Genomic DNA, 24,040 nt, shown 5'->3' with positions numbered 1-24,040 from the left:
TTAGAGTTTCGGGGGAGTGTTTATGCCACCAGTAATTTCCGTCTCCCACCTCACCAAGCGCTACGCCTCCGGGCTGGAGGCCCTGAAGGATGTCAGCCTCGATATCCAAAAAGGGGAGATTTTCGCGTTGCTGGGCCCCAACGGGGCGGGGAAGACGACGCTCATCAGCATCGTCTGCGGCATCGTCAAGCCGAGCTCGGGCGAGGTGAAGGCGGATGGGCACGACATCGGGCGCGAATACAAGCAGGCGCGCTCGAAGATCGGGCTGGTGCCGCAGGAGTTGACCACCGACGCGTTCGAGACGGTCTGGGCGACGGTCACCTTCAGCCGCGGCCTCTTCGGCCTCCCACCGAACCCCGCTTATATCGAAAAGCTACTGAAGGACCTGTCGCTCTGGGATAAGCGCAAATCCAAGATCATGGAACTTTCCGGCGGCATGAAGCGCCGCGTGATGATCGCCAAGGCGCTCAGCCACGAGCCCGAAATCCTGTTTCTCGACGAGCCCACGGCCGGCGTCGACGTCGAGCTTCGTCGCGACATGTGGGAGCTCGTACGGGGCCTCAGGGAACGCGGCGTGACCATCATCCTCACCACCCACTATATCGAGGAGGCGGAGGAGATGGCCGACCGGGTCGGCGTCATCAGCCGCGGAGAACTGGTGCTGGTCGAGGAAAAGACCGAGCTCATGAAGAAACTCGGCAAGAAGCAGCTCACCCTCGTCCTCGCCGATCCGATGAGCAGCATTCCGCCGGAACTCGGCGAATGGCCTCTGGAGCTGAAGGCGGACGGCGCCGAACTGGAATATGTGTTCGACGCGAATGCCGACCGGACCGGCATTCCGTCGCTGCTGCGGCGGATGAGCGACGCCGGCATCGGCTTCAAGGACCTGCACACGCGCGAAAGCTCGCTGGAGGATATTTTCGTGGGGCTTGTGAGCGAGCGGAAGGCGGCGCAATGAGCGTGGCGGCATTCAACACTTATGGCGTCTGGGCCATCTACCGCTTCGAGATGGCGCGGGCGCTCCGCACCTGGCTGCAGAGCATCGTGACGCCGGTCATCACGACGTCGCTCTATTTCATCGTGTTCGGTTCGGCGATCGGCTCCAGGATGACGGAGATTGGCGGGGTCGATTACGGCGCCTTCATCGTGCCGGGCCTGATCATGCTGTCGCTGTTCACTCAGAGCATCTTCAACGCCAGCTTCGGCATTTATTTTCCGAAGTTTACAGGTACAATCTACGAGCTGCTCTCCGCTCCGGTCTCGACCCTGGAGATCGTGCTGGCCTATGTCGGCGCCGCGGCGACCAAGTCGATCGCGCTCGGTCTCATCATCCTCGCGACGGCCAGCCTGTTCGTGCCCATCCAGATCCTGCACCCGGTCTGGATGATCGCCTTCCTGCTGCTGATCGCGACGACGTTCAGCCTGTTCGGCTTCATCATCGGCATCTGGGCGAAGAGCTTCGAGCAGCTCAATTTCATCCCGATGCTGATCGTGACGCCGCTCACTTTCCTCGGCGGCGCCTTCTATTCGATCGAAATGCTGCCGGAGCCCTGGCGGACGGTGACCTTGTTCAACCCGGTCGTGTACCTCATCAGCGGCTTTCGCTGGAGCTTTTACGGCACATCGGACGTGGCCGTGGGGATCAGTCTGGCGGCCACCCTCGCTTTCTTCTTCATCTGCCTCGGCATCGTCGCCTGGATATTCAAGACCGGCTACAGGCTTAAGAGCTAGCCTCCCCTCCCGCAGACGGGAGGGGAGGGATTTTCATCCCTGGTTCGCCCGGCTCTCGCCGTTGCCGTCGAGGTTCTGCGCGACGAATTCCCAATTGACGATATTGCCGAGCACTTTCTCGGCAAAGTCGGGCCGGGCGTTGCGGTAATCGATGTAATAGGCATGCTCCCAGACATCGAGCGTCAGGAGCGGCCTCATGCCCTCGTAAACGAGCGGCGTGTCGGCATCGTGGAGCGACGTGATCTTGAGGCTATCCCGGTCGAGCACCAGCCAGGCCCAACCATTGGAGAAGTGGCCAACCGCCTCCTCCTTCAATTTGGCGAGGAGCTGGTCGGTCGAACCGAAGGCGTCGTCGATCATCTCCGCCAAGCGTCCGGTCGGCCGCTGCCCCTGCGGCGCGGCGAGGCATTGCCAGTAAAAGCTGTGGTTCCAGATCTGGGCGCTGTTGTTGAACAGGCCTTTGTCGCCCTTCTCCTTGGCGGCGCGGACGACCTCGATCAGCGAAACGCCTTCCAGTCCCTTCTCGCCGACCATGCCGTTGGTCTTGTCGACATAGGCCTTGTGGTGCTTGCCGTGATGATAGTCGAGCGTCTCGGCGGACATATAGTCGCCGAGGGCGTCTTTTGCGAAGGGAAGGTCGGGAAGCGTGAAGGCCATGGCGTGAATCTCCTGTTTTTCGGGTTACAGGCAGCTAACGCCACGGCGGCGAAAAGGGGCAAATTTTTTTCAATCAGCGCAGACGAAGCACTCGATCATGCGCGCGGGTCCGGCGCGGAACCCGGCGACAAGCAAGCTTACCCCGGTCCCGCGCGCCTCAGAGCGGGACCGGCCTTTCTGTATTAGCGGCGGCTAGTTCCGCTTGATGGTGAACCGCGATAGTTCCTCGACCGGGCGATCCCATGCGGGTTCGAGCGTGCTCGCCATCTTGTAGTCATTATAGGCGGACCGGACGTCGCCGGTCAGCTCATGCGCGACGCCCCGCCCGAAATAGGCGAGCGCCGGCTTGGACGTCTTCTTCTCGATCGCCAGTGTGAAGAGCGGCAGCGCGTTCGCCCATCCGTCCTTCTTGGAAAGCGCGACACCCTTGTTGAGATAGGCCTCGGCCTGTTCGGGGTCCGCCGCGATCGCGGCATCGAAATCCACGATCGCCGCATCCGTGCGGCCGTCTCTCATCTTCAGGATACCGCGGTTCACCAGGGTCGCGACTCTCTCGTAGCGGGTCAGCGCCTCTTCAGAGAGGGCGCGGTCACAGACACCTAGGTCGTGGCTCAGCACCACGGTCGACGCCGCGGCCTCATAGCAGGACTGGGCAGCGCTCCCTCCGACGACCGTGACGGCCGCCGCGGCGGGTACGGCGACCGCGACCAGTGCGGTGGCGCAGAGGAATTTGCCAATCATCATAGCCTCCTCGATTACTCGGATATTGGACACAATCCGACCGGGCTAGAATAGCACGAATTGAGACATCGCTTCCGGGGTTTCGACGAAGGTCGTTTCGGTTTCGACCAAAGCCATGTCGAAGCAATCCGCTACTCGCGCGCCGCCCCGGCCGATTGCCGCTCGCCTCCGATCACTCCGTGCCGCTTCATGGCGTGGCGTAGCTGGTCGTAGCTGAGCTGGAGGGCCGTCGCCGCCGCGCGTTGATTCCAGCGGCATTTCTCCAGCGCGGCCGCAAGGATGGCCTTTTCATATTCGGCGACGGCCAGCCGGAAGTCAGCGCAACTCGCTGGATCATAAGCCGAGGCGGGCGGAGGTGCCTGAACGGCCCGCCGCTCCGGCTCGGTCAAAGCGGGCTTGTCGTCGTTGAGCAGGGGGCGCCAAGGCGACTCGAACGGGTCGAACTGTACCGCGTCAACCGGCCGTTCAGGATCCTCCCACCGATAGACGGCGCGCTCCACAACGTTGCGCAGCTCGCGGACATTGCCTGGCCAGTCGTAAGAGAGGAGCCTCGACGATGCGGTGGTGCTGAAGCCGGGCCACTGATTCCAAGCCAGCTCCAGCGCCATGCGCCGGGCGAAATGGTCGGCAAGAACGGGTATATCGCTGATGCGATGCCGCAGCGGCGGCAGGGTGACGACCTCGAAAGAAAGTCGGTCGAGCAGATCGGCGCGGAAACGCCCCTCGTCGACCGCCCTGGGCAGATTGTCGTTGGTGGCGGCGACGATGCGCGCGTCCACCCGGATCGGCCGATTGGAACCGATACGGGTCACCTCGCCATATTCGATAGCCCGCAGCAACCGGTCCTGGGCGGGGCTGGACAGCGTTCCCAACTCGTCGAGGAACAGGGTGCCGCCGTCCGCTTCCTCGAAGCGTCCGACGCGGGCCTTGGTGGCGCCGGTGAAAGCGCCCGCCTCATGGCCGAACAGCTCGGCCTCGATCAAGGTTTCCGGAAGCGCCGCGCAGTTCATGATGACGAGCGGCCCGTCCCAGCGTGAGGACAGGCGGTGGAGCCGCTCGGCGACCAGCTCCTTGCCGGTGCCACGCTCGCCGATCACCAGCACCGGCCGATCGAGCGGGGCGGCGCGGCTCGCCCGCTCGATCGCATCGAGAAAGGAGGAAGACTGGCCGACCAGCTGGGTATTGCGCTCCATTCCCAACAATTGGGACAATACGCCACGTCTTGGCAAGTGAAATATGAGGCCCGCCGCTCATTTTCCTTAGTTTTCGGCCACTCCGCCGATTTGGCACGATGGGTGCAAAGAAAGTTGGCAACCGCCTCAGAGCGGATCGGATCAACCCGGTTCAGGGAGTAAGATAATGCTCAGCAACGACATCAGGAACATCGCCACCTCCATCATCGGCGCCATATTGCTCAGCACCGCCTTCGTCGGCGCCGCCGTCGCTCCGGCCCGCGCGCTTGAAATCGCGCCGGCCCAGACCGTCGAGGCTCCGCTTTCGCATGAGGTCCTGGCCTGATTGGTGCTATGGTAGACTGGCGTCGACAGCGACATACAAGGAGTTCTTAAGCCCATGGGTATCTTCTCACGGACCCGCGACATCATCGCCGCCAACATGACCGACCTTCTCGACAAGGCGGAGGACCCGGCGAAGATGATCCGCATGATCATCATGGAGATGGAGGAGACTTTGGTCGAAGTCCGCGCCTCCGCCGCCCGGACGATCGCCGACCAAAAGGAAATGCGGCGCCAGATCGCCAAGCTCGAAAAGCTCCAGGACAACTGGACCGAGAAGGCCGAGCTCGCGCTCAGCAAGGACCGCGAGGACCTCGCCAAGGCGGCGCTGGTCGAGAAGCAGAAGGCCGCCGACATGGGCGATAGCCTCAAGGCCGAGATCGCCGTCCTAGACGACGCGCTCCGTGCGTCGGAAGGCGACATCGCCAAGCTGCAAACCAAGCTGCGCGAGGCCCGCACCCGCCAGAACGCGATCATGAACCGCCTCGAAAGCGCCCAAAACCGCGTCCGCATGCGCGAAATGTATGCGGGTCCCAAGGTCGACGAGGCCTTCTCGCGCTTCGACGTGCTGGAGCGCCGGGTCGACTTTGCCGAAGGCCATGCCGATTCGCTGAGCCTCGGCGCGCCGCAGAAGACGCTGGAGGAAGAGATCGCCGAGCTCAGGAACAGCGAGAAGGTCGAGGCCGAACTCGAGGCGATGAAGGCCGCGCGTAGCGGCGACGCGAAGAAGGAAGGCTGATCGCCATGGAAGACGTCCTGATTCCCGCCATCGCGATCACTACCCTCTTCCTCGGCCTTCCCTGGCTGATCTTCCACTACATCACGCGATGGAAGAGCGCGGCGACGCTGACCTCGGAGGACGAGAATTTGCTCGACGAGCTCCACGAGCTCGCCCGCCGGCTCGACGACCGCCTCTGCACCGTCGAGCGCATCATGACCGCGGAGAACCCGAACTGGCGCCAGATCGCCTGCGATCCGGCCAGCATCGGCATCGAGGACCGGGACAGAGAGCCCGTCCGGAGGATCAGCAAATGAACGCCCCCCGCCACACCAAATTCTACCTGGATAAGCAGAACAAGAAATGGTCGGGCGTCTGTGCGGGCATCGCGGATTATACCGGGATCGACGTCACAGTGGTCAGGATCGGACTCGTGGTCCTGACGCTGGTCGGCGGTTTTCCCTGGACGCTGATCGCCTATTGGGCGGCGGCGTGGATGGCACCGGTGAAGCCCCGAGAACTCTACAGCCAGGACGATGAGCAGAAGAAATTCTGGCAGGGCGTGCGCGCCAACCCGAGGCGCACCGCTCGCGACGTCCGTTCCCGCTTCCGCGACATCGATCGCCGGCTGGCGGACGTGGAGACTTACGTGACCAGCTCCAATCACCGGCTGTCGCAGGAAATCGAAAGCCTGCGCTAAGAGCAAGAGTAGGGGAAAAGAGATGTCCTGGGGAAGCCCGGCTTTCGTAATCGCCGTCATCGCCATGTCCTATGCGGCCTGGCTGATCACAAGCTGGATCCGCGCCAAGCACGGCTATCCGATCGAAAATGAGTGGGGCGGAATGACCGAGAAGAGCGAAAGCTCCGACGCCGGCCGGCAGATCGAGCTTCTGTCCAACGAGAATGCGGGCCTCAAAGGCCAGGTCAGCCGGCTGGAGGAGCGGATCGCGGTGCTGGAGCGCATCGCCACCGATCCGGCCGAGCGCACCGCGCGCGAAATCGAAAAGCTGCGCTGAGGCGCGCAAAGGGGAGCGATCACATGGAAAACTGGGTCTTATTCTTCGTCATCGTGGTCGGCGTGCCGGTAATCGCGGGGGTCGCCAACGACATTTTCAAGCGCTGGACCGCGCTGAAGGAGAAGCAGCTCGAACATGCAGCTGTGCTCGCCGCCGACAAGGCAGCCGCGCAGACGGCCCACCTCGAGCGGCTGGAGCAGCGCATGCGCGTCCTTGAGCGCATCGCGACCGACAAGGGTTCAGACCTCGCGGCCGAGATCGAGGATCTGCGCGCCGAACCGCGCGCCAATTAGACGGGAGATTCAAGATGTTCCCATTCGCTGATTTCGCTCCGGTAGTCGCCCTCGTGGGCGTCGTCGGTGTCGCAGGCTGGGTGTTCACCACCTGGCTCCGCATCAAGAACGGCTACCCGCTCGACGGCGCTTGGGGTCAGGCCGTCTATCCCAAGAACAGCGATGAGCAGATGGAGCGGATCAAGCTTCTGAGCTCCGAAAATGCGCAGCTGCGCGCCGAGCTCGGTGCGGTGAAGGATCGCCTCGCCACCGTCGAACGCATCGTCACCGACGACAGCCATCGCCTGACGCAGGAGATTGAAAGCCTGCGCGGGCCGACCAATTAATATACAGGATCAGACGGGAGAGGATGATGGGTCCGTTCGAGATGGTGGTGGCGATCGTCCTGATCGCGACCGTGGGACAGATTTTGAGGGCGCGCTATAAGTCGGGCGGAACGCAGCTCCGCCTCGCCGACGACCCCGACGCACAGAAGATGCGCGACGAGATCAAGACACTGCGCGACCGTGTCGCCGTGCTCGAGAGGATCGCGACCGACAGGGAACACAGTCTCGAACGCGAGATCGAGTTGTTGAGGGACCACTAGGACGCGGATCGATTTTCCGAAGGTGACGAAGCGGAACAGCGACACTATCTGCATGGCATGACTGCCCTCACGGACATTTTCGCGGACTATGAGCTGCTCGAGGCCGATGATCGCTATCGGCTGCTGATCGACCTCGGCCGCGACTTTGAACCGATGCCCGACGCGCTCAAGACCGACGCGACGCTGGTCAGGGGCTGCTCGGCGGCGGTCTGGCTCTACCCGATCGAGCGCGAGGACGGCACCCTTCACTTCCTGGCCGATAGCAACGCCGCCATCACCAAGGGCATCGTGGCGCTGATTCTCCTTGCCGTCCAGGATCGGAGCGCCGAGCAAATCCTTGCGACCGATATCGAGGGCACGCTGGCGCCGTTCGACCTCAGAAACCAGCTAAGCTCCAACCGGACGCAGGGGATTCCCAACATGATCGCGCTCATCCGCCGGACGGCCGAGCGGCTGAAGGCATGAACCGGCCTGACCTGGGCACCATGAAGGGTTTCGATCCAAAGCTCTTCATGTCCTATGCCGACAAGGTCGGGCACGGCGCAGCGGTGGGCATTGCCTATCATGACCACGGACCGGATTGGGTGGAGCTCGCCCTTCCCTATGACGAGAAGCTGATCGGAGTCGCCGAGAGCGGCATCCTCGCGTCGGGTCCGATCATCAGCCTGATGGACATGGCGACCAGCCTCGCCATCTGGGTGAAGCTCGACAAGTTTCGTCATCAGGCGACGCTCGACCTAAGGGTCGACTACCTGCGCCCCGCCACGCCCGGCAAGACGATCATCGGCCGCGGTGAATGCTACCGGGTCACCAAAAGCGTCGGCTTCGTCCGCGGCCTCGCCCACGATGGCGACAACGCCGATCCCGTCGCCCATGTGGCCGCGACCTTCATGTTCACCGAGTAGCTAGGGCGACAGCGCGCCGCGGCGCTCCTCCGACTTGCGAAGCACGTCATAGGCTGCCTGGACCGCCTGGAAACGGGCGGCCGCTTCCTCATCGGGGGCCACATCCGGATGATTGGCCTTGGCGAGGCGGCGATAGGCGGCCTTGATCGCCTCGAAATCCGGATCGCCTTCCAACTCAAGAACGTCCAGCGCGCGCATCTCGTCGCGGCTTCGGCTGCCGTCGCCGGGGCCTCCCCAGCCATAATGCCTCGCTTGCTCGAAACCCTTGGAATCGCGCCGCTCGCCAGCCTCGCGGGCGGCCGCTTCCTCGGCCGTCAGACCCTCGAAATAGTTCCAGTTGCGATTGTACTCGGCGGCATGGCGCTCGCAGAAATACCAGCGGTCGGGTTTGTTGGGCGCCTTGGGCGCGGGCCTGTCGCCGGGCTCGTCGCAGCCATGGCGGTCGCACCGGCGCACCTCGGCCGCCTCGCGCTTGCCGCCATAGCCGCGCCAGCGCGGAAACCCCCAGTCGTTCGATCGTGTCGCTCTAGCCATTATGCCATCAGATAGAGTTGAAGGGTCGCCGGCGCCAGCCTCGCGTCCCGGAAAGTAATGCCAGAGGGTCTGTAAGCCGGGTTCTGTCCAGCGGGTTTCCCCGCCTGTGCGGCCATTCCTCTAGGAGGCGGATCGCTCCGCCCCTCATGCAACCAACCCGGGCGACGAGCCGGAACGTGGCCCCTATGCCGCCCCTATTCGGTCTTGCTCCCGGTGGGGTTTACCGTGCCGCCTGCCGTTGCCGGAGGCGCGGTGCGCTCTTACCGCACCCTTTCGACCTTGCCGACCCGAAGACCGGCGGTATTCTTTCTGTTGCACTGTCCCTGACCCCGGATCAGGTCCGGGGCCGCCGGGCGTTACCCGGCACCGTCGTTCCGTGGAGCCCGGACTTTCCTCGCCCCGCTTGCGCGAGCCGCGGCCGCCCGACCCTCTGGCTCCGCCTATGTAGCGACTCCGTGCCCGCTGTCCAATATGCGCGAATCAGCCGTTGCCGAGCAGGAGGCCCAGCAGGATGGCACGGGTCTCGCCGTCGATCACGCCATCCACCAGCTCGGGCCGGAACCGGCGCTGGAACGCGGTCGTCGCCGCCGCCGGGTCGCGCACGTCATAACCGTAGCGTTCGAGGGCGAGCAGGAAGCCTGCGTCGGTCCAGTTGGGGTCGATGAGGTTCCTGACCGGCCGTGGCACCGCGAGGCCGACCTTCGCCAGCCGGTACCATTCGAAGAGCTCGCCCGGATCCTGCTTACGGTCCGGCGCGATGTCCGAATGGCCGACGACGTTGGCGCGCGGAATGGCATGGCGGCGAACGATATCGGCGACGAGCGGGACGAGCGCGTCCATCTGCTCTTCGGGAAAGGGCTGATAACCGAACTCGTGCCCCGGGTTGACGATTTCGATGCCGATGCTGGCGGAGTTGACGTCGGTCACCCCTCGCCAATGGGAACGGCCGGCGTGCCAGGCCCGCTTGTCCTCATCGACCAGGCGCAGAACCTGCCCGTCCTCGGCGACCAGATAATGGGAGGAGACGCCCGCCTCCGGATCCCTCAGCCGCTCGATCGCCGACGCGGCGTCCACCATGCCGGTATAGTGAAGCACCAGCATCGTGACGGGCAGCGCGCGCTCATCGAAATTGGGCGAGGGACAGTCGATGATGCCGTTCATGCGCCCTTTGCGCGCGAAAACGGGGCGCGCGTCAAGGGTCCGGAGGTCGTTAGCCGACGCTCGACCGCCGCGGCTCGACGACACCGCTGCGCTCGCGCCGCATATAAAGGCCGCGATGATCGGGGTCGGACACGAACTCCTCCGTCTGTCCGATGACGGTTTCGCCTGCGCCCAGCATCAATATGGCGTCGGCTGCGCTCGCCGAGGCGAGCTTGTCGAACACGGCACGGCGCATCTCGTTGGAGAAATAGAGAAGCACGTTGCGGCAGAGGATGACGTCGAACCGGCCCGGGCGCGGCGGTGGTTCGGCCAGGCTGTGGTGCTGGAAGCGAACCGAGTCACGTATCTCCGGCCTGATGCGCCACTGCTGGCCCTCTTCCTCTTCGAACCAGCGGATCATCTGCAGCACCGGCAATCCGCGCTGCACTTCGAACTGGGAATATAGCCCGGTCCGCGCGCGCTCGATCGCGCCGCGCGAGACATCGGTTCCGATGATATCGATCTTCCAGCCGCGCCACCGCACGGAGTCCTCGGCGAAAGCCATGGCGAGCGAGTAGACTTCCTGCCCCGTCGAGCAGCCGGCGCACCAGATGCTCAGTCGCTTCTCGGCCGCTCGCGTGCGCTCCAGCCGTCGCACGGCGCCGTTCAGAAGCAGGTCGAACGGGGCGCGGTCGCGGTAGAAATAGGTTTCATTGTTGAGCAACGCATCGACCACCTCTTCGGCGAGACCGGGTTCCCGGCCGGCGACGAGGGTGGCGATGAGCTGGTCCAGCGTGCCGATGGCGCGCTCTCGCATCAGCGCCTTCAGCGCCGTCTCGATGCGCCAGCGGCGGCTGATCGTCAGCTGTTGGCCGGTCCGGGTTTCGAGCAAGCCCGCCAGGATGCGGCTGGAGGCGTCATTCACCTCCATGGCGTTCCCCGTACGCGGGCGACGATTCTCGCGGCGAGATCGGGAGGAGACAGGACGGCTGAGGCCAGTCCCGCCTCCGCGACCGCGCGGGGCATGCCCCAGACGGCCGAGGTCTGCTGATCCTGGACCAGCACGGTCCCGCCGCTGTCGACGAGTCGCGCGCTGCCGACCAGCCCGTCCCGGCCCATGCCGCTGAACACGATACCGAGCCCGTTCCTGCCGTAGATTTCGCTTACCGACCACAGCATGTTGTCGACCGATGGCAGGCAGCCGGAGCTCGCCGGCGCTCGGCTGAGGCTGACGCACACGCCTCTTCCGCCGCGGGCGAGGCAGAGATGCGCGTCGCCCGGCGCGATGAATATCTGCTCCGCCTGGAGGGGTATGCCCTCCACCGCTACCTGCGCGCGCCGCCCCGATGCGGCGGCGATCTGCCGCGCGAAGAAGGGCATGAACACATCGGGCAGATGCTGGGTAATGAGTATCGGCGCGCCGATGGGCCCCGGCAACGCCTTCAGAAACTCGCCAAGGGCATAGAGGCCGCCGGTCGAGGCTCCGAGAGCCAGGCAGGAAAGAGACGAATTCGGCATCGCGCGAAGCGCCACTTCGACTGTTTCTGCAGCCAAGGCAGCGGCCCCGCCGACCTTTGCCTGATCGACCCGGCCGATCCGGCGCAGCCGTTCGGCCAGCACCTCCGAAAAGCGGCCGGCGAAACTACCGGTGCCGGGCTTGGGGAGCGTGTCCGCCGCTCCAAGCGCCAGGGCCTTGACGGTCGCTTCGGCACCCTGCTCGCAGATCGAGGACACGATCAGGACGCGCGCACCATGGCCGCGTTTCAATATCTCGGGAAGGGCCTGAAGACCACTTGTTCCGGGCATCTCGACATCGAGGAGAACGATGTCCACTCGGACGCTTTTCAAAGCGTCGAGCGCCTCGCTGGCATTGCCGGCTAGCGCGACGATCTCGAAGTCCTTGTGGGCGGACAACATGCGCGACAAGACGGCGCGCGCGATCGGCGAATCATCGACGATCATCAGCCGGATGGTCGGCTCCTGGCGCGTCTGATCGCTGGTCCTGACGGGGCGCGCCGGCACCGTCGCGAAGGGCTGTGTCACACGACCCCGACGATCTGCAGCTTGCTCTCCAGCGTCTCGCGATCGAACGGCTTCATGACATATTCGTCGGCGCCGGCATCGATCGCGGCGCGGATGTGCGCGGCATCATTCTCGGTGGTGCAGAAAACGACCTTGGGCTGGCTGCCCAGCTTTTGCTGGCGGAGCGTGCGAAGGAACTCCATTCCGCTCATAACGGGCATGTTCCAGTCGAGAAGGACGACGTCGGGGACACTGCTCTCGATCCGGGAGAGAGCCTCGCGGCCATCCTCCGCCTCGTCGACAGTGAAGTTGAGCGTTTCCAATATGTGGCGCGCGACTTTGCGGATTACCTTGGAATCGTCGACGACAAGACAGTTTTTCATTCCACTCTCACTTTTTCGGCCGCTCCGTGAAGGCTAGCCGCAATTAGTAATGACTATGTTAAGGCGCTCAGGCGGCTACTGCGGCAGGGCCCGCCAGTAGAGCCTGGGTGTCGACCAGCAGCAGAAGGTCCTCTCCCGCTTCGACCATCCCCCTGGCGACGCGCCGCCAGCCACTGGCAAGCGAAGTGCGCACAGGGCGGACCTTCCCTGAAAATTCGATCACGTCCTCGACCGTTTCGACGAGCAGGGCATAGGGGTGACCGTCCGTCTCGACGACGATCGCCTCGCGCGGACCGTCGATGCAGGAACGGCCGAGCCCGATCGAGGCCGAGCAGTCGATCACGGTCAGGACCCGGCTGCGCAGCGCCGCCAGTCCGGCGACATGATCGGCGGCTCGGGGGATCGGAGTCAGGCCCTCTATTTCGACGACCGCCTCGACGTCTTCGGCGGGAATCGCGACGCGCTGCCCGGCCAGTGCGATGATGAGGAGAAGCTCCGTCATTCCCCGTCCTTCCTGCGGATCGCGGCGCGGGTGCTGAGGGCGCTCAGCAGGCCGGCGCGGTCGTAGCGGTAGATGCTGTCGTCATTTTCATTGGCGGGATCGAGATGGGCCCGAATCTTCAGCACTTTGCCGCCGTTCACCGAACCGATCTCCGCGTCGGCGCTGGCGATCACTACGTCCGCCTCCGCGGCCTGGGGTTCGTCGGCGGCGACGACGCGATAGCCAGCGCTTTCGACGATCGGACGCAATATATGCTCCATCCAGCCATCGTCCCGCGGCAGCGCGCAGACCGGCCTCGACGCCTCGGCGGCGCCGTCACGGCCATGGGCGCCGAACAGCCAGTAGGTGTCGATCACCTCGACCTGGTCGCCACCGATCAGGGTAACGCCTCCAACTTCGCCGAGGGAGCTTGCCGGCTGCCAATCCGGGCCCAGCGAGACAAGGTCGATCACTTCGGCAAAGCCGTAGGCGAGCTCGGTGACGCCGTCAGAGAGGCGAAGGATACGGATCGGCCCGTCCGGCTTTTCGCTGCAGCCGGCCAGCGGGAGGATGCGTCCGCCGACCGCCACGCGCATGCGCCCGGCGCTGCGCTTGATGGCTTCCGGAGGGATGTCCTCGATGCGCTCCACGACCGCGAGACGGATAACGCGTTTGGCGCCCTCGATCGTGCGGAAGAGCAAGGCCGGCGTCTCATCGTCCGTCGCCCGCTCCGTCACCGGTTTAGCCGTCAGCTTGTCGATCTCGTTCTGGTCGAGGACGACACCGGCCGATGCCGCGATGCCCGATGGATCGAGGAGAAGGATCGGACTGCCATCGTCGGCGAGCGTGGTGCCGGCATAGAGTCCGGTGGCCATGACGACGGGCGCCGCAGGCTTCACCACCAACTCCTCATGATCGTGCACGAGATCGACGGCGAGCGCATAGACGTCGCCTCCGGCGGGCTTCAGGACGATCATGCTCTGATCGGCCATTTCGCTCCCTTCCTCGACGCCGAGGATGTCGCCCAGCGACACCAGCGGAATGCGCTTGTCGCGTATGCCCGCGATGCGGGCTCCGCCTACCGATTCGATCTTCACGCTGTTGTTCTTGCTGCGCACGATCTCCTCGATCGCGGAGCGCGGAATGGCGTAGTTGTGCCCCCCGACGCTGACAGTGAGGGCGGGAATGATCGTGAGCGTCAGGGGAACGCGAAGAGTGAGTCGCACCCCCTGCCCCAACTTGCTCTCGATATCGACGACCCCGCCGATCCTTTCGATATTGGCACGGACCACGTCCATGCCCACGCCGCGGCCGGATATGGCGGTGACTTCCTGCGCCGTCGACAGGCCGGCCTGGAAGATGAGGGCGATGCGCTGGGCATGCGATAGCCGCTCCCCCTGCTCGCTGCTGATGACCCCCGCGCCGACGGCCTTGCGGACCAGCCGCTCGCCGTCGATGCCGCGACCGTCGTCGACGATCTCGATCAGAATCTGATTGCCCGATTGCCGCGCCGAGACGCGGAGCGATCCGGTGAGAGGCTTGCCGGCATTAACCCGCTCATCGGACGGCTCGATGCCGTGGTCGACGGCGTTGCGGACGATGTGGGTCAACGGATCGCGGATCATCTCGATCATCTCGCGGTCCAGCTCGACATCGCCGCCGTCCACTTCGAGAGTCACCTGCTTGTCGAGCTCGGCGGCGAGGTCGCGGACCATGCGCGGCAGGCTGACGAAGAGATTGTCGATCCGTTGCATGCGCGTGCGGGTGATCGCGTCGCGCATCTCGGCGATGCAGCCCGAGACCCGCTCGAACGCGGATTCGATCGCCAGGTTGCCCGGCGCCTCACGCAGGCGGCGCGCGAGCTCGTTGCGGGCGAGCACCATGTCCGACACGCCGCTCATCATGCGGTCGAGCAAATCGACGGAGAGCCTGATGCTGCGAAGGCTCTTGCGAGCCTCTATGACCGCTCCGGTGCCCGCTTCGTGCTCCGGCGCGGCGCTGTCGCCGGTCTCGCTGAGGGCCGCGATAAGCTGGTTGTCGTCGCTGCTGGAGATGGATTCTCCTGTTTCGAGCGCCTGCACGAGCTCGCCGATACGGTCGATGATCGCCAGGACGGCGGTGACCAGCCGAGGATCGGCGCGGCGCTTGCCGGCCCGGACATCGGCGAGGACGTCCTCGGCCGCGTGGCTCAGCGCTTCCAGGCGCGGCAGATCGAAGAAGCCGCAATTGCCCTTGACGGTGTGAACGAAGCGGAAAATCTCGTCGAGGCGACCACGGTCGTCGGGCTCAGCCTCCCAGGCGACGATCTCGCCGCCCAACGCCTCGAGCATCTCGCGCGTTTCCGCGATGAATTCGTTGATCAGGTCTTCCATCGGGCCCCATCCGGAACGGGTGATGGAGCGCTTATGGAGAGGAGTTGGTAAAGGAGGCGTTTACTCGCCGAGGGCTCAGGCCGGCAGCGAGGCTCCGATCAGCAGCATGCCCTCTTCGTTGTCCATCACCTGGACCTGCCCGCCGCCCTCGGCGACCAGGCAATGGACGAGCCAGGCCGCGGCGGCGCGAGGGGCGATCTGATCCTCGGAACTATCCCCCGACAGCGTCCGCTTCAATTCGGGATCGAGGACGATGCGGCTGCCTTCGGCGCGAATGACGATGTCGAGCCCGTCGCCATGCCTCTCGGCACCGACATCGAGCCGCCCGCCGCGGACCAGGGCATCGCCGGCGATGAGGACCAGGTTCAAGAGGACCTTGAGCGCCGACTTGCTCATCGTCGGCTCGTCGACCATCCAGCCAAGCTGGATCCGCCCCTCGCCGCCGAAAAGCCCCTCGATCGCGACCCGGGCCTCGCGCGTGTCGACATCGTCGGCAAAGCCGCCGGCGGCGCCGAACGCGAGGCGGAAGAATTTGAGCTTGTTGGCGGAGGCTCGGGCGCTTTCGCCGAGGAGGTCGAGGCAGCGCGCGCGCATCTCCGGATCATGTTCGTCGGAGAGCAGCTCGATCCCGTTGTTGAGGGCGCCGACGGGGCTCAGCAGGTCATGACAGAGGCGCGAACAAAGAAGGCTGGCGAATTCATGGGATTTCATCCGGTTGGGCCCCTCGGCGTGATCTGCGTCTCTCTCGTTCATGCCTATTGGCGCTTGAGGCCTCAGGTTGCAAGGCGGCGCTTGGGCCGTTCTTGATTTCTTCCTGCTTCATACCCACATCCCCCGTCCGATGGATCGGGGGGCTTCTACGATAATCGCAACGATCGCCGACGATGCCGCGGGCTGGCGGCTGGATCGCGCGCTCGCGGCGACGCTGCCCACGATTTCGCGCGAGCGGCTGAAGGCGCTGATCAGCAGCGGCCAGGTGCGCGACGCCGAAGGCGTGGCGGTGCGGGACCCGGCCTCCAAGGCCAAAACCGGTACAGCCTACACGATCACCATCCCCGCTCCCGCCCCGGCGCATAACGAGCCGCAGGACATCCCGCTGGAGATCGTCTTCGAAGACGAGCATCTGCTGGTCGTGGACAAGCCGGCCGGGCTGGTCGTGCACCCGGCGGCCGGCAATCTCGACGGGACGCTGGTAAACGCCCTGCTCCATCATTGCGCGGGCCGGCTGTCGAGCATCGGCGGAGTCGCCCGCCCCGGCATCGTCCACCGCATCGACAAGAATACGTCAGGCCTGCTGGTTGTCGCCAAGACCGATGTAGCCCACGAGGGGCTGTCGGCGCAGTTCAAGAAGCACAGCATCGAGCGCGGCTATCGCGCGATCGTCGCCGGCCTGCCCAATCCACCCAGTGGCACGGTAGACGCCCCCCTCGCCCGCTCCTCGGCCAACCGCCAGAAGATGGCGATCGTCGACGAAGGGCGCGGCAAGCGGGCGGTGACGCATTACCGGCTGATCACGCCGCTGAAGGAAGCGGCCATGATCGAGTGTCGGCTGGAGACCGGGCGGACGCACCAGGTGCGCGTCCATATGACCTCGATCGGGCACCCCTTGCTCGGCGACCCCGTCTATGGGCGCACCAGAATCGTTCACCGTGAGTTACTCAATCAATTGGACTTCAAGCGCCAGGCGCTTCATGCGGCAGAACTGGGGTTCCACCATCCGGTCACGAAGGCGGATTTGTCCTTCAAAAGCGCCATTCCGTCCGACATGCAGGAACTGTTCAGGGCGCTTACCGTATAGCAAGCAAGTATCGCCACGTAGTATAACGTGCGGCGCAGGGAGAATGAGACGAATATGGCAAGCGGCAGCAAGGTTCCGGCGACTATCCCCGCCACCGGTGGTGAAGCGGGCCTCAATCGCTATCTGGCCGAGATCAAGAAATTCCCCATCCTCGCCCCCGAGGAGGAATATATGCTGGCCAAGCGCTGGACCGAGCATCAGGACACCGATGCGGCGGCCAAGCTGGTCAACTCGCACCTGCGCCTCGTCGCCAAGATCGCGATGGGCTATCGCGGCTATGGCCTGCCCGTCAGCGAGCTGATTTCCGAGGGCAATATCGGCCTGATGCAGGGCGTGAAGAAGTTCGAGCCGGAACGCGGCTTCCGCCTGGCCACCTACGCGATGTGGTGGATCCGCGCGTCGATCCAGGAATTCATCCTGCGCTCGTGGAGCCTCGTCAAGATGGGCACGACGGCGGCGCAGAAGAAGCTGTTCTTCAACCTTCGGCGGATGAAGAACCAAATCGAGGCGTTCGAGGACGGCGACCTCAAGCCGGAAGACGTGAAGAAGATCGCGAAGGACCTCGGCGTTTCCGAGGACGACGTGATCTCGATGAACCGACGCATGGCGATGGGCGGCGATACGTCGCTCAACGTGCCATTACGCGAAGAGGGCGAGGGCCAGTGGCAGGACTGGCTGGTCGATACCGAACCGCTGCAGGACGAGCGCGTCGCCGACGCGGAGGAATCCAAGGTCCGTCACGAGCTGCTCGTGAAGGCAATGGATTCGCTGAACGACCGCGAGAAGCATATCCTGACGGAACGGCGCCTTTCGGAGGATCCGAAGACCCTCGAAGAGCTTTCCCAGGTCTATGACGTCAGTCGCGAGCGCATTCGCCAGATAGAGGTCCGGGCGTTCGAAAAGCTGCAAAAAGCGCTGATGCACCTCGCCGGCGAACGGAAACTGCTTCCGGCCGGGTAAGTCCGCTCCCCCGTCATCCCAGCGAAGGCCGGGATCTCGGGACAAGAAGTCACAATGGGCGACACGAGACCTCGGCCTGCGCCGGGGTGACGTTCACGCGCCGGGGTGACGAGAGCCGCGCCGGCCGCTAATCAACCGCCATGGCGCGGGGTAAATCGAAACGCAGAGCACCGAAGCGCGGCTGGTTCGGCCGCATTTCGTCGTGGATCGTGGGCGCGGTCCTCATTTTCCTGGTCGGCAGCGTCCTATGGGTGTTGCTCTACCGCTTCGTGCCGCCGCCGATCACCTTCACGATGATCGGCGACCTGGTCGATGGGCATGAGATCGAACAGGACTGGATGCCGATCGGCGAGATCGACGACGACATGAAGCGCGCCGTGATCGCCGGCGAGGACAGCAAATTCTGCAGCCATCGCGGCTTCGACGTCGATGCGATCGCGGAGGCGATGCGGGAGAATGCCCAAAGGCGCGGGATCGTTCGGGGCGGCTCGACGATCAGCCAGCAGACGGCCAAGAACGCCTTTCTCTGGCAGGCCGGCGGCTGGTTCCGCAAAGGGCTTGAGGCCTGGTTCACGCTGCTGATCGAGAATCTCTGGTCCAAGCAGCGGATCATGGAGGTCTATCTCAACATCGCCGAGACCGGCATCGGCACCTATGGCGTGAATGCCGGCGCCGAGCGTTATTTCGATAAGGACGCGTCCAGCCTTAGCCGCACTGAGGCGGCCCGGATCGCGGCCGTCCTGCCACTTCCCAAGGAGCGCGAGGCCACTTCCCCGAGCGGCTTCACGCGCCGCTACGGCAATTCGATCGCGGCGCGGATCGGCGTCGTGGCGCGGGACAACCTCGATGCCTGTCTCGAAGGCGACGGCGAGCGCCTGGCGCCCGTCGGGCCGGCCGAGGAGCCCACGCCGACAAAGCGCAGGGAATCGGCGCCTGCGCCTGCGCCCGCTCCGCAGCCGGAACAGGCGGAGGACTATCTTGAAGCGCCCGACATCGGACCGCCCATCACCATCGAAGAGCCGGTTCTGAATCAGGTTCCGATCGAAATCGAGCCGCCGCCGCCTCCGACGTCCCAGCCCGAAGAGAACGAGCTCGAACCAGTCGGCATGTAGGGGCGTTCGCCGGCAACAATTCAGAAGGGCATCTTGAACCCCGGCGGCAGCGGCAGGCCGCTGGTGATCTTCTGCATCTCCTGACCCGCCGCCACATCGGCCTTGCCGCGCGCGTCGTTGATGGCGGCGGCGATCAGGTCCTCGACCATCTGCTTTTCGGACGGAGCTAGCAGGCTTTCGTCGATGTCCACGGAGATGATGCGGCCCTTGGCGGTCGCGCGAATCTTGACCATGCCGCCGCCCGAAACGCCTTCGACCTCGATGGAATCGAGATTGTTCTGCGCCTTCTGCAGTTCGGCCTGGGCCTCCTGGGCCATCTTCATGAGGTCGTCGAGATTGGGCATTCAGGCGCTCCGTGTGTCCTTGAGGGTGTAATCGGCGAGTTCGGCGTCCGGAAACGCCTCGAACGCGGCCTTGACGATCGGCGTGTCGAGCACCGACTGACGCAGTGCATCGGCGGCGCTTTTTTCCTGCTCCAGCAAGGTCGGCTCCGCTTCGCCCTCAGACGCTTCGACGGTCCAGTTCGTTCCCGTTAGTGCCTTCAGCGAGGCGGCAAGATCGCGGGCGAAATCGGCGGCGAGCTGCTTGGTCGTACGATAAGCCAGAGCGGGCGGCTCGTAGCGGACGACACCGACAAAATCGTGGAGCATCTGGGCCAGGTGCGGCTTGCCGCCGTGCGCCAGGAGATCGACAAGGCCAGCGAAGGTCGAAGGCGCTTTCAGCATCGACCCCTGCTCTTCCTTTGCGGACGAAGCCGCCCGGGAGGTCGCGGGAACGGCTTCGCCGGTCGCCAGCGTCTCCAACAGCGCGCCGGGATCGGGCATTTCGCTGGCGTGGATGACGCGAAGCAGCGCCATTTCGGCCGCCTCCAGGGGCATGGCGGCGGTCTGGACCTCGCTCAGGCCCTTGAGCAACAGCTGCCAGAGGCGGTGGATGAGGGCATAGCTGAGGCGGCGCGCCCAGTCGGCATAGGCGTCGCGCTCCTCCTTACTCTGGGCGAGATCGACCGCGCCGCCCACCTTGGCGCGGGTGATGCCGTGGACGCTTTCCAGAAGGCCGCGCAGCAGCGCGGCGGGCTCGACCCCGAGGTCATATTGCTCCTTCACCACCGAGAGCGCCGCCGGCGCGTCGCCGGAAAGAAGCAGGCCGAGCAGATTGCGGATCGCGCCCCGGTCCGAAAGGCCGATCATCGCGCGCACCTGATCGGCGGTGACCCCGCCCGCGCCATGGGCGATGGCCTGGTCGAGGATGGAGAGCCCGTCGCGGGCCGAGCCTTCCGCCGCGCGGGCGATCAGGGCGAGCGCCTCGGGCTCCACCTCGACGCCCTCCTTGGCGGAGACTTCGGCGAAATGGGCGGCCAGCTGGTCGGCGGAGATGCGGCGAAGGTCGAAACGCTGGCAGCGGGAGAGCACCGTCACCGGCACCTTGTTCACCTCGGTCGTGGCGAACAGAAACTTAACGTGCGCAGGGGGTTCTTCCAGTGTCTTCAGAAGCGCATTGAACGCGTTCTTCGACAGCATATGGACTTCGTCGATGATGTAGACCTTGTAGCGCGCCGAAACGGCCGCATAGCGCACCGCCTCGATGATCTCGCGCACGTCGTCGACGCCGGTGTTGGAGGCGGCGTCCATCTCGACCACGTCGATATGGCGTCCCTCGGCGATGGCGATGCAGGGCTCGCACACGCCGCAGGGCTCGATCGTCGGCCCGCCCTTCCCGTCCGGCCCGATGCAGTTCAGCGCCTTGGCGATAAGCCGCGCGGTCGAGGTCTTCCCCACCCCGCGCACGCCCGTCAGCAAAAAGGCGTGCGCCAGCCGATCGCGCTGGATGGCGTTGCCCAGCGTCCGCACCATCGCGTCCTGTCCAATCAGTTCGTCGAACGACTGCGGCCGATATTTGCGGGCGAGCACACGGTAGGGCAGCGCCTTGGCGGGCTGCGGCGGCTCGTCGAGCCCGAGGCCGATGGAGTCGGGGGATTCGGATGCCATCGGACTAACCTAAGCAGCCCCCTGCCCGCATGCCAGCGAAAGCTCGTTGGAGGCCCAGGCGATGACCGGGGAAATGGTCAGGATCGGTCGAAAGCCGACGAACTGTATTGGCTGGCACGGGATTCTCGTCAGCTTTGACAGCTTCCGGTCTTGCTCCGCTTCTTTCGAGCGGCATTTCAAGGCCTGGCATGTGCGTATCGGCGGACGCACGAACGCGATACCTGAAGCGGGGGAAGGATCAGCGGTCATGACGACAGTTTAGCCGGTCGACACGGCTGCAGGAAAGAACAAAAAAAGAACAAAAATGGCGCGCCAAACCGGTGCATCGATCAGGCCAGAATGGCAGACAGATTTCGGGAAAGGTGGGAGCCGGAACGACCCGGAGCGAAATCGTTACGGCTGCTTCCTTCCGGACCTGACCGGATTGGCGACGACTCCGTCCGCCCGACTCCCGCGGCGCATATGGGGGAGTTCGGGTGCCAAATCAACGACCCTGCATATTGTGACTGCCGCCCGGCATTCGGACGGTGAGGCTGTCGAGCGTCTCGCTGGTCCAGATCTGGCAGGCAAGGCGCGAGTGGCGGGTGACGTGGAGGGCGAGGTCGAGCATGTCTTCCTCCTCCTCGCTGGCCGGCGGGAGCTTGGCGAAGTCCCCGGCGTCTACGATGACGTGGCAGGTCGAGCAGGCCATCTGACCCTCGCACGTGCCTTCGAGGGGCTGGCCGTGATCCTGGGCGATGTCGAGCAGGCGCTCGCCGGCGGGGGCGTCGACTTCGCTGACTTGCGAGCCGTCGGCCGAGATGAAGCGGATTCGAGTCACGCGGCGAAGCTCCGCTGACGATCCGCCGCCTCCTGGATGAGCGTGAGGGCGTGTATCATATCCTCTTCCGTCGTGTAGCGGCCGAAGCCGAGCCGGATGCTGGAGCGCGCCTGGCGGTCGTCGAGGCCGAGAGCGGCGAGGACATGGCTGGGCCGTCCGGAGCCGCTCGCGCAGGCGGAGCCGGCGGAGAAGGCGACGCCCCGCACTTCGGAGATCATGCGGTCGGAATCCAGGCCTTCGCGCCGGATGTTCAAATTGCCGTGGTAGCGACGCTCGGCCGAACCGTTGACAGCCCATCCGCTGAGCAGCGACAGCGCCCTGGTCCATAGACGCTCAACATGGGCATGATCCTTTCCTTCCCGTTCGACGAGCAGCCGGGCAGCCTCGCCGAAGCCGACGCAGAGGGCGGGCGAAAGCGTGCCGGAGCGGATACCGCCCTCCTGGCCGCCGCCGTGAAGCAAGGGGTCGACGGCGACGCCGTCGCGAATCCACAGTGCGCCGATGCCCTTGGGTCCGTGAACCTTGTGGCTGGAGAGGGCGACCATGTCGCAGGCGTCGAGCGGGACCGGGACACGCCCGAAGCCCTGCACGGCGTCGCAGAACAGGAGCGCCCCCCGGCGGCGGGCGATGGCGGAGACTTCGGCGATGGGCTGGATGGCGCCGATCTCGTTGTTGACGAGCATGGCGGCAACGAGGCCGGTGCGGGCGTCGACGCGACTGGCGAGGAGGTCGAGATCGACGAGGCCGTTCGGCTGCACGGGCGGGACATCGATCTCGAAACCCTGTGTTCCGAGCCACTCGACCGTATCGAGCACGCAGGCATGTTCGGTGGCGAGGGTGACGATCTTGCGTTTTTCGGCGGAGAGACGCGCGGCCGCGCCCTTTAGCGCCCAATTGGCGGCCTCGGTAGCACCGGAAGTGAAGAATACACGCCCTTCTCGGGACGAACGGAGGGCGGTTAGGACATGCTCCCGAGCTACCTCGATCGCCGCGGCGGCTTCGCGGCCGATGCGGTGGGGGCTGTGGGGGTTGCCGAAATGGGTCTCAAGCCACGGGCGCATGGCAGCCGCGACTTCGGGCGCCATCGGAGTAGTGGCCTGATAGTCGAGATAGATCATGCAGCGCGGCGTTTATCGGCGATGTCGGTCCAGAGCGAGACGAAACGTCCGACATCGACCTCGGTGGTCGAAGGGCCGAAGCTGACGCGGACGACCTCTCGGGCGGCGGCTTCGTCCCAGCCCATGGCGGCGAGGACGTGGCTGGGCTTCAGGCTGCCCGACGAGCAGGCGCTTCCGGCGGAAACGGCGATGCCCGCCATGTCGAACTGGATGAGCTGGGCATTGGAGGGCACGCCCGGCATGCGATAGGCTCCGATGGTGTGGATTCGGGGCGAGCCCGGCGCGACAACTTCTCCGCCGGCGGCGACAATGGACGCTTCGAGCCGGGCGCGGAGCGAAGTGGCCCGGTCTACGCAGTCGCTCCCTCCTTCCAGCGCGGCGACCATGCCGATGATGCCAGGCAGATTCTCCGTTCCCGGGCGGTAGCCCTGCTCCTGGCCACCGACGGCTTCGACGGAGCTGAAATCGCGCAATAGCAATGCGCCGACACCCGGCGGTCCGCCGAACTTATGGGCAGAAATGGCGACCATGTCGGCGTCGGGCAGCGGGAGCTTGCCGGCGGTCTGTGCGCAATCGGCGAGGAGCATGCCGCCCTTTTCCCGCACGGCCTCGGCGATCTTGTCCAGCGGCTGCAGTACGCCCGTCTCGTTATTGGCATGTTGAACCGCGACGAGCGGCCGTTCGCCCTCTATTCCCGTCGCGTGCACCAGGCCAGCCGGGCCGACCGGCAGCCTCACCGCATTAGGCGCGGCGCGAAAGACGGCGTCATGCTCGACGGCGGAGACGTATCGCGACCCCGCCTTCGCACGGCGGAGCGCTATAGCCAGCGCCTCGCTCGCGCCTGAAGTGAAGATGATCTTGCCGGTCCAGCCAAGCGCCACCGCGACCCGCGCCCGCGCCTCTTCCAGAGCTGCCTTGGCGGCCCGCCCTTCCGCATGGGGCGAGCTGGGGTTGTGCCAGCGCGCCAGCGCCTCGGCCATGGCCTCGCGCGCCGCCGGAAGGAGCGGCGTCGTCGCGGCGTGGTCGAGATAGATGCGGCCTTGCGGCACTGGCCTTCCTCTTGATTGCTAAGCGGGTGCTTCGCCCTATATAGACCGCCATCGCGCTCGGCACAGTCCGGGCGTGCTCCTTATCACGCCAGTCCAAGCGCA

At 65.0% G+C, this 24,040-nt stretch carries 30 protein-coding genes, 2 other RNA genes and 1 pseudogene; 15 read left to right on the top strand and 18 right to left on the bottom strand.

The window, feature by feature from the left end; translation table 11 throughout:
- Positions 1 to 22 precede the first annotated feature (22 nt).
- Positions 23 to 958 carry an ABC transporter ATP-binding protein gene (locus VIR62_RS13935; protein WP_431872214.1) on the top strand — a complete coding sequence of 312 codons (936 nt, stop codon included), beginning with the start codon at positions 23 to 25 and terminating at the stop codon, positions 956 to 958.
- Positions 955 to 1,731: an ABC transporter permease gene (locus VIR62_RS13930; protein WP_431872212.1), complete on the top strand. Its 777-nt coding sequence runs from the start codon at positions 955 to 957 to the stop codon at positions 1,729 to 1,731. The genes VIR62_RS13935 and VIR62_RS13930 overlap by 4 nt, the downstream gene beginning before the upstream one ends.
- Before the next feature lie 33 nt (positions 1,732 to 1,764).
- Here VIR62_RS13930 and VIR62_RS13925 read toward each other — a convergent pair whose 3' ends face one another.
- The 3 genes from VIR62_RS13925 to pspF all read right to left on the bottom strand — a co-directional run bounded on the left by VIR62_RS13925 (position 1,765) and on the right by pspF (position 4,322).
- Entirely contained in the window at positions 1,765 to 2,388 is a 624-nt protein-coding gene (locus VIR62_RS13925; protein WP_431872211.1) for a superoxide dismutase, read from the bottom strand.
- Between the two features lie 192 nt (positions 2,389 to 2,580).
- Complete coding sequence (locus VIR62_RS13920; protein ID WP_431872209.1) at positions 2,581 to 3,129, bottom strand: tetratricopeptide repeat protein; 549 nt, start codon at positions 3,127 to 3,129, stop codon at positions 2,581 to 2,583.
- Between the two features lie 131 nt (positions 3,130 to 3,260).
- A complete protein-coding gene (gene pspF, locus VIR62_RS13915) occupies positions 3,261 to 4,322 on the bottom strand; it encodes a phage shock protein operon transcriptional activator (protein WP_431872253.1) in 1,062 nt (353 codons plus the stop codon).
- A gap of 166 nt (positions 4,323 to 4,488) precedes the next feature.
- Between pspF and VIR62_RS13910 the strand changes: the two genes are divergently transcribed.
- The 10 genes from VIR62_RS13910 to VIR62_RS13865 are packed head-to-tail and all read left to right on the top strand — an operon-like array spanning position 4,489 to position 8,161.
- Positions 4,489 to 4,647 (top strand): hypothetical protein, encoded by a 159-nt coding sequence (locus VIR62_RS13910; protein ID WP_431872208.1) that lies wholly within the window; start codon positions 4,489 to 4,491, stop codon positions 4,645 to 4,647.
- 54 nt (positions 4,648 to 4,701) lie between these two features.
- Positions 4,702 to 5,382 carry a phage shock protein PspA gene (gene pspA, locus VIR62_RS13905; RefSeq protein ID WP_431872207.1) on the top strand — a complete coding sequence of 227 codons (681 nt, stop codon included), beginning with the start codon at positions 4,702 to 4,704 and terminating at the stop codon, positions 5,380 to 5,382.
- A gap of 5 nt (positions 5,383 to 5,387) precedes the next feature.
- Positions 5,388 to 5,678 (top strand): envelope stress response membrane protein PspB, encoded by a 291-nt coding sequence (gene pspB, locus VIR62_RS13900; RefSeq protein ID WP_431872205.1) that lies wholly within the window; start codon positions 5,388 to 5,390, stop codon positions 5,676 to 5,678.
- The gene (pspC, locus tag VIR62_RS13895; protein ID WP_431872203.1) at positions 5,675 to 6,061 is read left to right on the top strand and encodes an envelope stress response membrane protein PspC; all 387 of its coding nucleotides are present in this window, start codon (positions 5,675 to 5,677) and stop codon (positions 6,059 to 6,061) included. The genes pspB and pspC overlap by 4 nt, the downstream gene beginning before the upstream one ends.
- A gap of 22 nt (positions 6,062 to 6,083) precedes the next feature.
- Entirely contained in the window at positions 6,084 to 6,377 is a 294-nt protein-coding gene (locus VIR62_RS13890) for a hypothetical protein (RefSeq protein WP_431872202.1), read from the top strand.
- Positions 6,378 to 6,400: 23 nt separating this feature from the next.
- Positions 6,401 to 6,670, top strand: coding sequence for a hypothetical protein (locus VIR62_RS13885; RefSeq protein ID WP_431872200.1), 270 nt, complete (start codon positions 6,401 to 6,403; stop codon positions 6,668 to 6,670).
- Positions 6,671 to 6,684: 14 nt separating this feature from the next.
- Positions 6,685 to 6,996 carry a hypothetical protein gene (locus VIR62_RS13880; RefSeq protein ID WP_431872199.1) on the top strand — a complete coding sequence of 104 codons (312 nt, stop codon included), beginning with the start codon at positions 6,685 to 6,687 and terminating at the stop codon, positions 6,994 to 6,996.
- Between the two features lie 26 nt (positions 6,997 to 7,022).
- On the top strand, positions 7,023 to 7,256 hold the full coding sequence (locus VIR62_RS13875; protein ID WP_431872251.1) for a hypothetical protein: 234 nt from the start codon (positions 7,023 to 7,025) through the stop codon (positions 7,254 to 7,256).
- Between the two features lie 57 nt (positions 7,257 to 7,313).
- On the top strand, positions 7,314 to 7,721 hold the full coding sequence (locus VIR62_RS13870) for a SufE family protein (protein WP_431872197.1): 408 nt from the start codon (positions 7,314 to 7,316) through the stop codon (positions 7,719 to 7,721).
- Positions 7,718 to 8,161 (top strand): PaaI family thioesterase, encoded by a 444-nt coding sequence (locus VIR62_RS13865; RefSeq protein WP_431872196.1) that lies wholly within the window; start codon positions 7,718 to 7,720, stop codon positions 8,159 to 8,161. The genes VIR62_RS13870 and VIR62_RS13865 overlap by 4 nt, the downstream gene beginning before the upstream one ends.
- Here the strand turns inward: VIR62_RS13865 and VIR62_RS13860 are convergent, their stop codons facing one another.
- From VIR62_RS13860 to VIR62_RS13820, 9 genes are all read right to left on the bottom strand, one after another.
- A complete protein-coding gene (locus tag VIR62_RS13860; RefSeq protein ID WP_431872194.1) occupies positions 8,162 to 8,695 on the bottom strand; it encodes a DnaJ domain-containing protein in 534 nt (177 codons plus the stop codon).
- A 56-nt stretch (positions 8,696 to 8,751) separates the two neighbouring features.
- An RNA gene (rnpB, locus tag VIR62_RS13855) (RNase P RNA component class A) lies at positions 8,752 to 9,129 on the bottom strand.
- Between the two features lie 46 nt (positions 9,130 to 9,175).
- A complete protein-coding gene (locus VIR62_RS13850) occupies positions 9,176 to 9,856 on the bottom strand; it encodes an N-acetylmuramoyl-L-alanine amidase (RefSeq protein ID WP_431872192.1) in 681 nt (226 codons plus the stop codon).
- 49 nt (positions 9,857 to 9,905) lie between these two features.
- Entirely contained in the window at positions 9,906 to 10,766 is an 861-nt protein-coding gene (locus VIR62_RS13845) for a CheR family methyltransferase (RefSeq protein ID WP_431872190.1), read from the bottom strand.
- Entirely contained in the window at positions 10,757 to 11,878 is a 1,122-nt protein-coding gene (cheB, locus tag VIR62_RS13840; protein WP_431872188.1) for a chemotaxis-specific protein-glutamate methyltransferase CheB, read from the bottom strand. The genes VIR62_RS13845 and cheB overlap by 10 nt, the downstream gene beginning before the upstream one ends.
- Positions 11,875 to 12,240, bottom strand: coding sequence for a response regulator (locus tag VIR62_RS13835; RefSeq protein WP_431872186.1), 366 nt, complete (start codon positions 12,238 to 12,240; stop codon positions 11,875 to 11,877). The genes cheB and VIR62_RS13835 overlap by 4 nt, the downstream gene beginning before the upstream one ends.
- 67 nt (positions 12,241 to 12,307) lie before the next feature.
- Positions 12,308 to 12,742, bottom strand: a complete 435-nt coding sequence (locus tag VIR62_RS13830) for a chemotaxis protein CheW (RefSeq protein WP_431872184.1) — start codon at positions 12,740 to 12,742, stop codon at positions 12,308 to 12,310.
- The gene (locus VIR62_RS13825) at positions 12,739 to 15,093 is read right to left on the bottom strand and encodes a chemotaxis protein CheA (RefSeq protein WP_431872182.1); all 2,355 of its coding nucleotides are present in this window, start codon (positions 15,091 to 15,093) and stop codon (positions 12,739 to 12,741) included. The genes VIR62_RS13830 and VIR62_RS13825 overlap by 4 nt, the downstream gene beginning before the upstream one ends.
- Positions 15,094 to 15,168: 75 nt before the next feature.
- The gene (locus VIR62_RS13820; protein WP_431872181.1) at positions 15,169 to 15,804 is read right to left on the bottom strand and encodes a histidine phosphotransferase family protein; all 636 of its coding nucleotides are present in this window, start codon (positions 15,802 to 15,804) and stop codon (positions 15,169 to 15,171) included.
- A gap of 130 nt (positions 15,805 to 15,934) precedes the next feature.
- Here VIR62_RS13820 and VIR62_RS13815 point away from each other — a divergent pair, with 130 nt between their 5' ends.
- The 3 genes and pseudogenes from VIR62_RS13815 to mtgA all read left to right on the top strand — a co-directional run.
- The gene (locus tag VIR62_RS13815; RefSeq protein ID WP_431872179.1) at positions 15,935 to 16,891 is read left to right on the top strand and encodes an RluA family pseudouridine synthase; all 957 of its coding nucleotides are present in this window, start codon (positions 15,935 to 15,937) and stop codon (positions 16,889 to 16,891) included.
- Positions 16,892 to 16,945: 54 nt separating this feature from the next.
- Positions 16,946 to 17,851, top strand: coding sequence for an RNA polymerase sigma factor RpoH (rpoH, locus tag VIR62_RS13810; protein WP_431872178.1), 906 nt, complete (start codon positions 16,946 to 16,948; stop codon positions 17,849 to 17,851).
- Positions 17,852 to 17,991: 140 nt separating this feature from the next.
- A pseudogene (mtgA, locus tag VIR62_RS13805) lies at positions 17,992 to 18,711 on the top strand (monofunctional biosynthetic peptidoglycan transglycosylase); the annotation flags it as partial.
- Positions 18,712 to 18,983: 272 nt separating this feature from the next.
- Here the strand turns inward: mtgA and VIR62_RS13800 are convergent.
- From VIR62_RS13800 to VIR62_RS13775, 6 genes are all read right to left on the bottom strand, one after another.
- Positions 18,984 to 19,307, bottom strand: a complete 324-nt coding sequence (locus VIR62_RS13800; RefSeq protein ID WP_431872176.1) for a YbaB/EbfC family nucleoid-associated protein — start codon at positions 19,305 to 19,307, stop codon at positions 18,984 to 18,986.
- A complete protein-coding gene (locus tag VIR62_RS13795; protein WP_431872175.1) occupies positions 19,308 to 20,951 on the bottom strand; it encodes a DNA polymerase III subunit gamma/tau in 1,644 nt (547 codons plus the stop codon).
- A gap of 358 nt (positions 20,952 to 21,309) precedes the next feature.
- An RNA gene (gene ffs, locus VIR62_RS13790) (signal recognition particle sRNA small type) lies at positions 21,310 to 21,407 on the bottom strand.
- Positions 21,408 to 21,435: 28 nt separating this feature from the next.
- The gene (locus VIR62_RS13785; protein WP_431872173.1) at positions 21,436 to 21,771 is read right to left on the bottom strand and encodes a 2Fe-2S iron-sulfur cluster-binding protein; all 336 of its coding nucleotides are present in this window, start codon (positions 21,769 to 21,771) and stop codon (positions 21,436 to 21,438) included.
- Positions 21,768 to 22,889, bottom strand: a complete 1,122-nt coding sequence (locus VIR62_RS13780) for a cysteine desulfurase family protein (protein ID WP_431872171.1) — start codon at positions 22,887 to 22,889, stop codon at positions 21,768 to 21,770. The genes VIR62_RS13785 and VIR62_RS13780 overlap by 4 nt, the downstream gene beginning before the upstream one ends.
- A complete protein-coding gene (locus VIR62_RS13775; protein WP_431872169.1) occupies positions 22,886 to 23,938 on the bottom strand; it encodes a cysteine desulfurase family protein in 1,053 nt (350 codons plus the stop codon). Before VIR62_RS13775 ends, VIR62_RS13780 begins: the two co-directional genes overlap by 4 nt.
- Between the last annotated feature and the right edge of the window lie 102 nt (positions 23,939 to 24,040).

This window comes from Allosphingosinicella sp., from assembly GCF_036570505.1.
In the GTDB taxonomy this organism is placed as follows: domain Bacteria; phylum Pseudomonadota; class Alphaproteobacteria; order Sphingomonadales; family Sphingomonadaceae; genus Allosphingosinicella.
This window is presented reverse-complemented; position numbering and strand designations above follow the sequence as displayed.

What these genes read in the sequence shown, in the direction of transcription:
- VIR62_RS13830 (WP_431872184.1), bottom strand. Translation starts at nt 12,742, where the DNA reads ATGACGGAGCTTCTCCTCATCATCGCACTGGCCGGGCAGCGCGTCGCG.
- VIR62_RS13815 (WP_431872179.1), top strand. Translation starts at nt 15,935, where the DNA reads ATGGATCGGGGGGCTTCTACGATAATCGCAACGATCGCCGACGATGCC.
- VIR62_RS13850 (WP_431872192.1), bottom strand. Translation starts at nt 9,856, where the DNA reads ATGAACGGCATCATCGACTGTCCCTCGCCCAATTTCGATGAGCGCGCG.
- VIR62_RS13795 (WP_431872175.1), bottom strand. Translation starts at nt 20,951, where the DNA reads ATGGCATCCGAATCCCCCGACTCCATCGGCCTCGGGCTCGACGAGCCG.
- VIR62_RS13885 (WP_431872200.1), top strand. Translation starts at nt 6,401, where the DNA reads ATGGAAAACTGGGTCTTATTCTTCGTCATCGTGGTCGGCGTGCCGGTA.
- VIR62_RS13835 (WP_431872186.1), bottom strand. Translation starts at nt 12,240, where the DNA reads ATGAAAAACTGTCTTGTCGTCGACGATTCCAAGGTAATCCGCAAAGTC.
- VIR62_RS13860 (WP_431872194.1), bottom strand. Translation starts at nt 8,695, where the DNA reads ATGGCTAGAGCGACACGATCGAACGACTGGGGGTTTCCGCGCTGGCGC.
- VIR62_RS13920 (WP_431872209.1), bottom strand. Translation starts at nt 3,129, where the DNA reads ATGATTGGCAAATTCCTCTGCGCCACCGCACTGGTCGCGGTCGCCGTA.
- rpoH (WP_431872178.1), top strand. Translation starts at nt 16,946, where the DNA reads ATGGCAAGCGGCAGCAAGGTTCCGGCGACTATCCCCGCCACCGGTGGT.
- VIR62_RS13880 (WP_431872199.1), top strand. Translation starts at nt 6,685, where the DNA reads ATGTTCCCATTCGCTGATTTCGCTCCGGTAGTCGCCCTCGTGGGCGTC.
- VIR62_RS13820 (WP_431872181.1), bottom strand. Translation starts at nt 15,804, where the DNA reads ATGAAATCCCATGAATTCGCCAGCCTTCTTTGTTCGCGCCTCTGTCAT.
- pspF (WP_431872253.1), bottom strand. Translation starts at nt 4,322, where the DNA reads ATGGAGCGCAATACCCAGCTGGTCGGCCAGTCTTCCTCCTTTCTCGAT.
- VIR62_RS13825 (WP_431872182.1), bottom strand. Translation starts at nt 15,093, where the DNA reads ATGGAAGACCTGATCAACGAATTCATCGCGGAAACGCGCGAGATGCTC.
- VIR62_RS13870 (WP_431872197.1), top strand. Translation starts at nt 7,314, where the DNA reads ATGACTGCCCTCACGGACATTTTCGCGGACTATGAGCTGCTCGAGGCC.
- VIR62_RS13910 (WP_431872208.1), top strand. Translation starts at nt 4,489, where the DNA reads ATGCTCAGCAACGACATCAGGAACATCGCCACCTCCATCATCGGCGCC.
- pspB (WP_431872205.1), top strand. Translation starts at nt 5,388, where the DNA reads ATGGAAGACGTCCTGATTCCCGCCATCGCGATCACTACCCTCTTCCTC.
- VIR62_RS13780 (WP_431872171.1), bottom strand. Translation starts at nt 22,889, where the DNA reads ATGATCTATCTCGACTATCAGGCCACTACTCCGATGGCGCCCGAAGTC.
- VIR62_RS13925 (WP_431872211.1), bottom strand. Translation starts at nt 2,388, where the DNA reads ATGGCCTTCACGCTTCCCGACCTTCCCTTCGCAAAAGACGCCCTCGGC.
- VIR62_RS13800 (WP_431872176.1), bottom strand. Translation starts at nt 19,307, where the DNA reads ATGCCCAATCTCGACGACCTCATGAAGATGGCCCAGGAGGCCCAGGCC.
- VIR62_RS13865 (WP_431872196.1), top strand. Translation starts at nt 7,718, where the DNA reads ATGAACCGGCCTGACCTGGGCACCATGAAGGGTTTCGATCCAAAGCTC.
- VIR62_RS13890 (WP_431872202.1), top strand. Translation starts at nt 6,084, where the DNA reads ATGTCCTGGGGAAGCCCGGCTTTCGTAATCGCCGTCATCGCCATGTCC.
- VIR62_RS13930 (WP_431872212.1), top strand. Translation starts at nt 955, where the DNA reads ATGAGCGTGGCGGCATTCAACACTTATGGCGTCTGGGCCATCTACCGC.
- pspC (WP_431872203.1), top strand. Translation starts at nt 5,675, where the DNA reads ATGAACGCCCCCCGCCACACCAAATTCTACCTGGATAAGCAGAACAAG.
- pspA (WP_431872207.1), top strand. Translation starts at nt 4,702, where the DNA reads ATGGGTATCTTCTCACGGACCCGCGACATCATCGCCGCCAACATGACC.
- VIR62_RS13935 (WP_431872214.1), top strand. Translation starts at nt 23, where the DNA reads ATGCCACCAGTAATTTCCGTCTCCCACCTCACCAAGCGCTACGCCTCC.
- VIR62_RS13875 (WP_431872251.1), top strand. Translation starts at nt 7,023, where the DNA reads ATGGGTCCGTTCGAGATGGTGGTGGCGATCGTCCTGATCGCGACCGTG.
- VIR62_RS13845 (WP_431872190.1), bottom strand. Translation starts at nt 10,766, where the DNA reads ATGGAGGTGAATGACGCCTCCAGCCGCATCCTGGCGGGCTTGCTCGAA.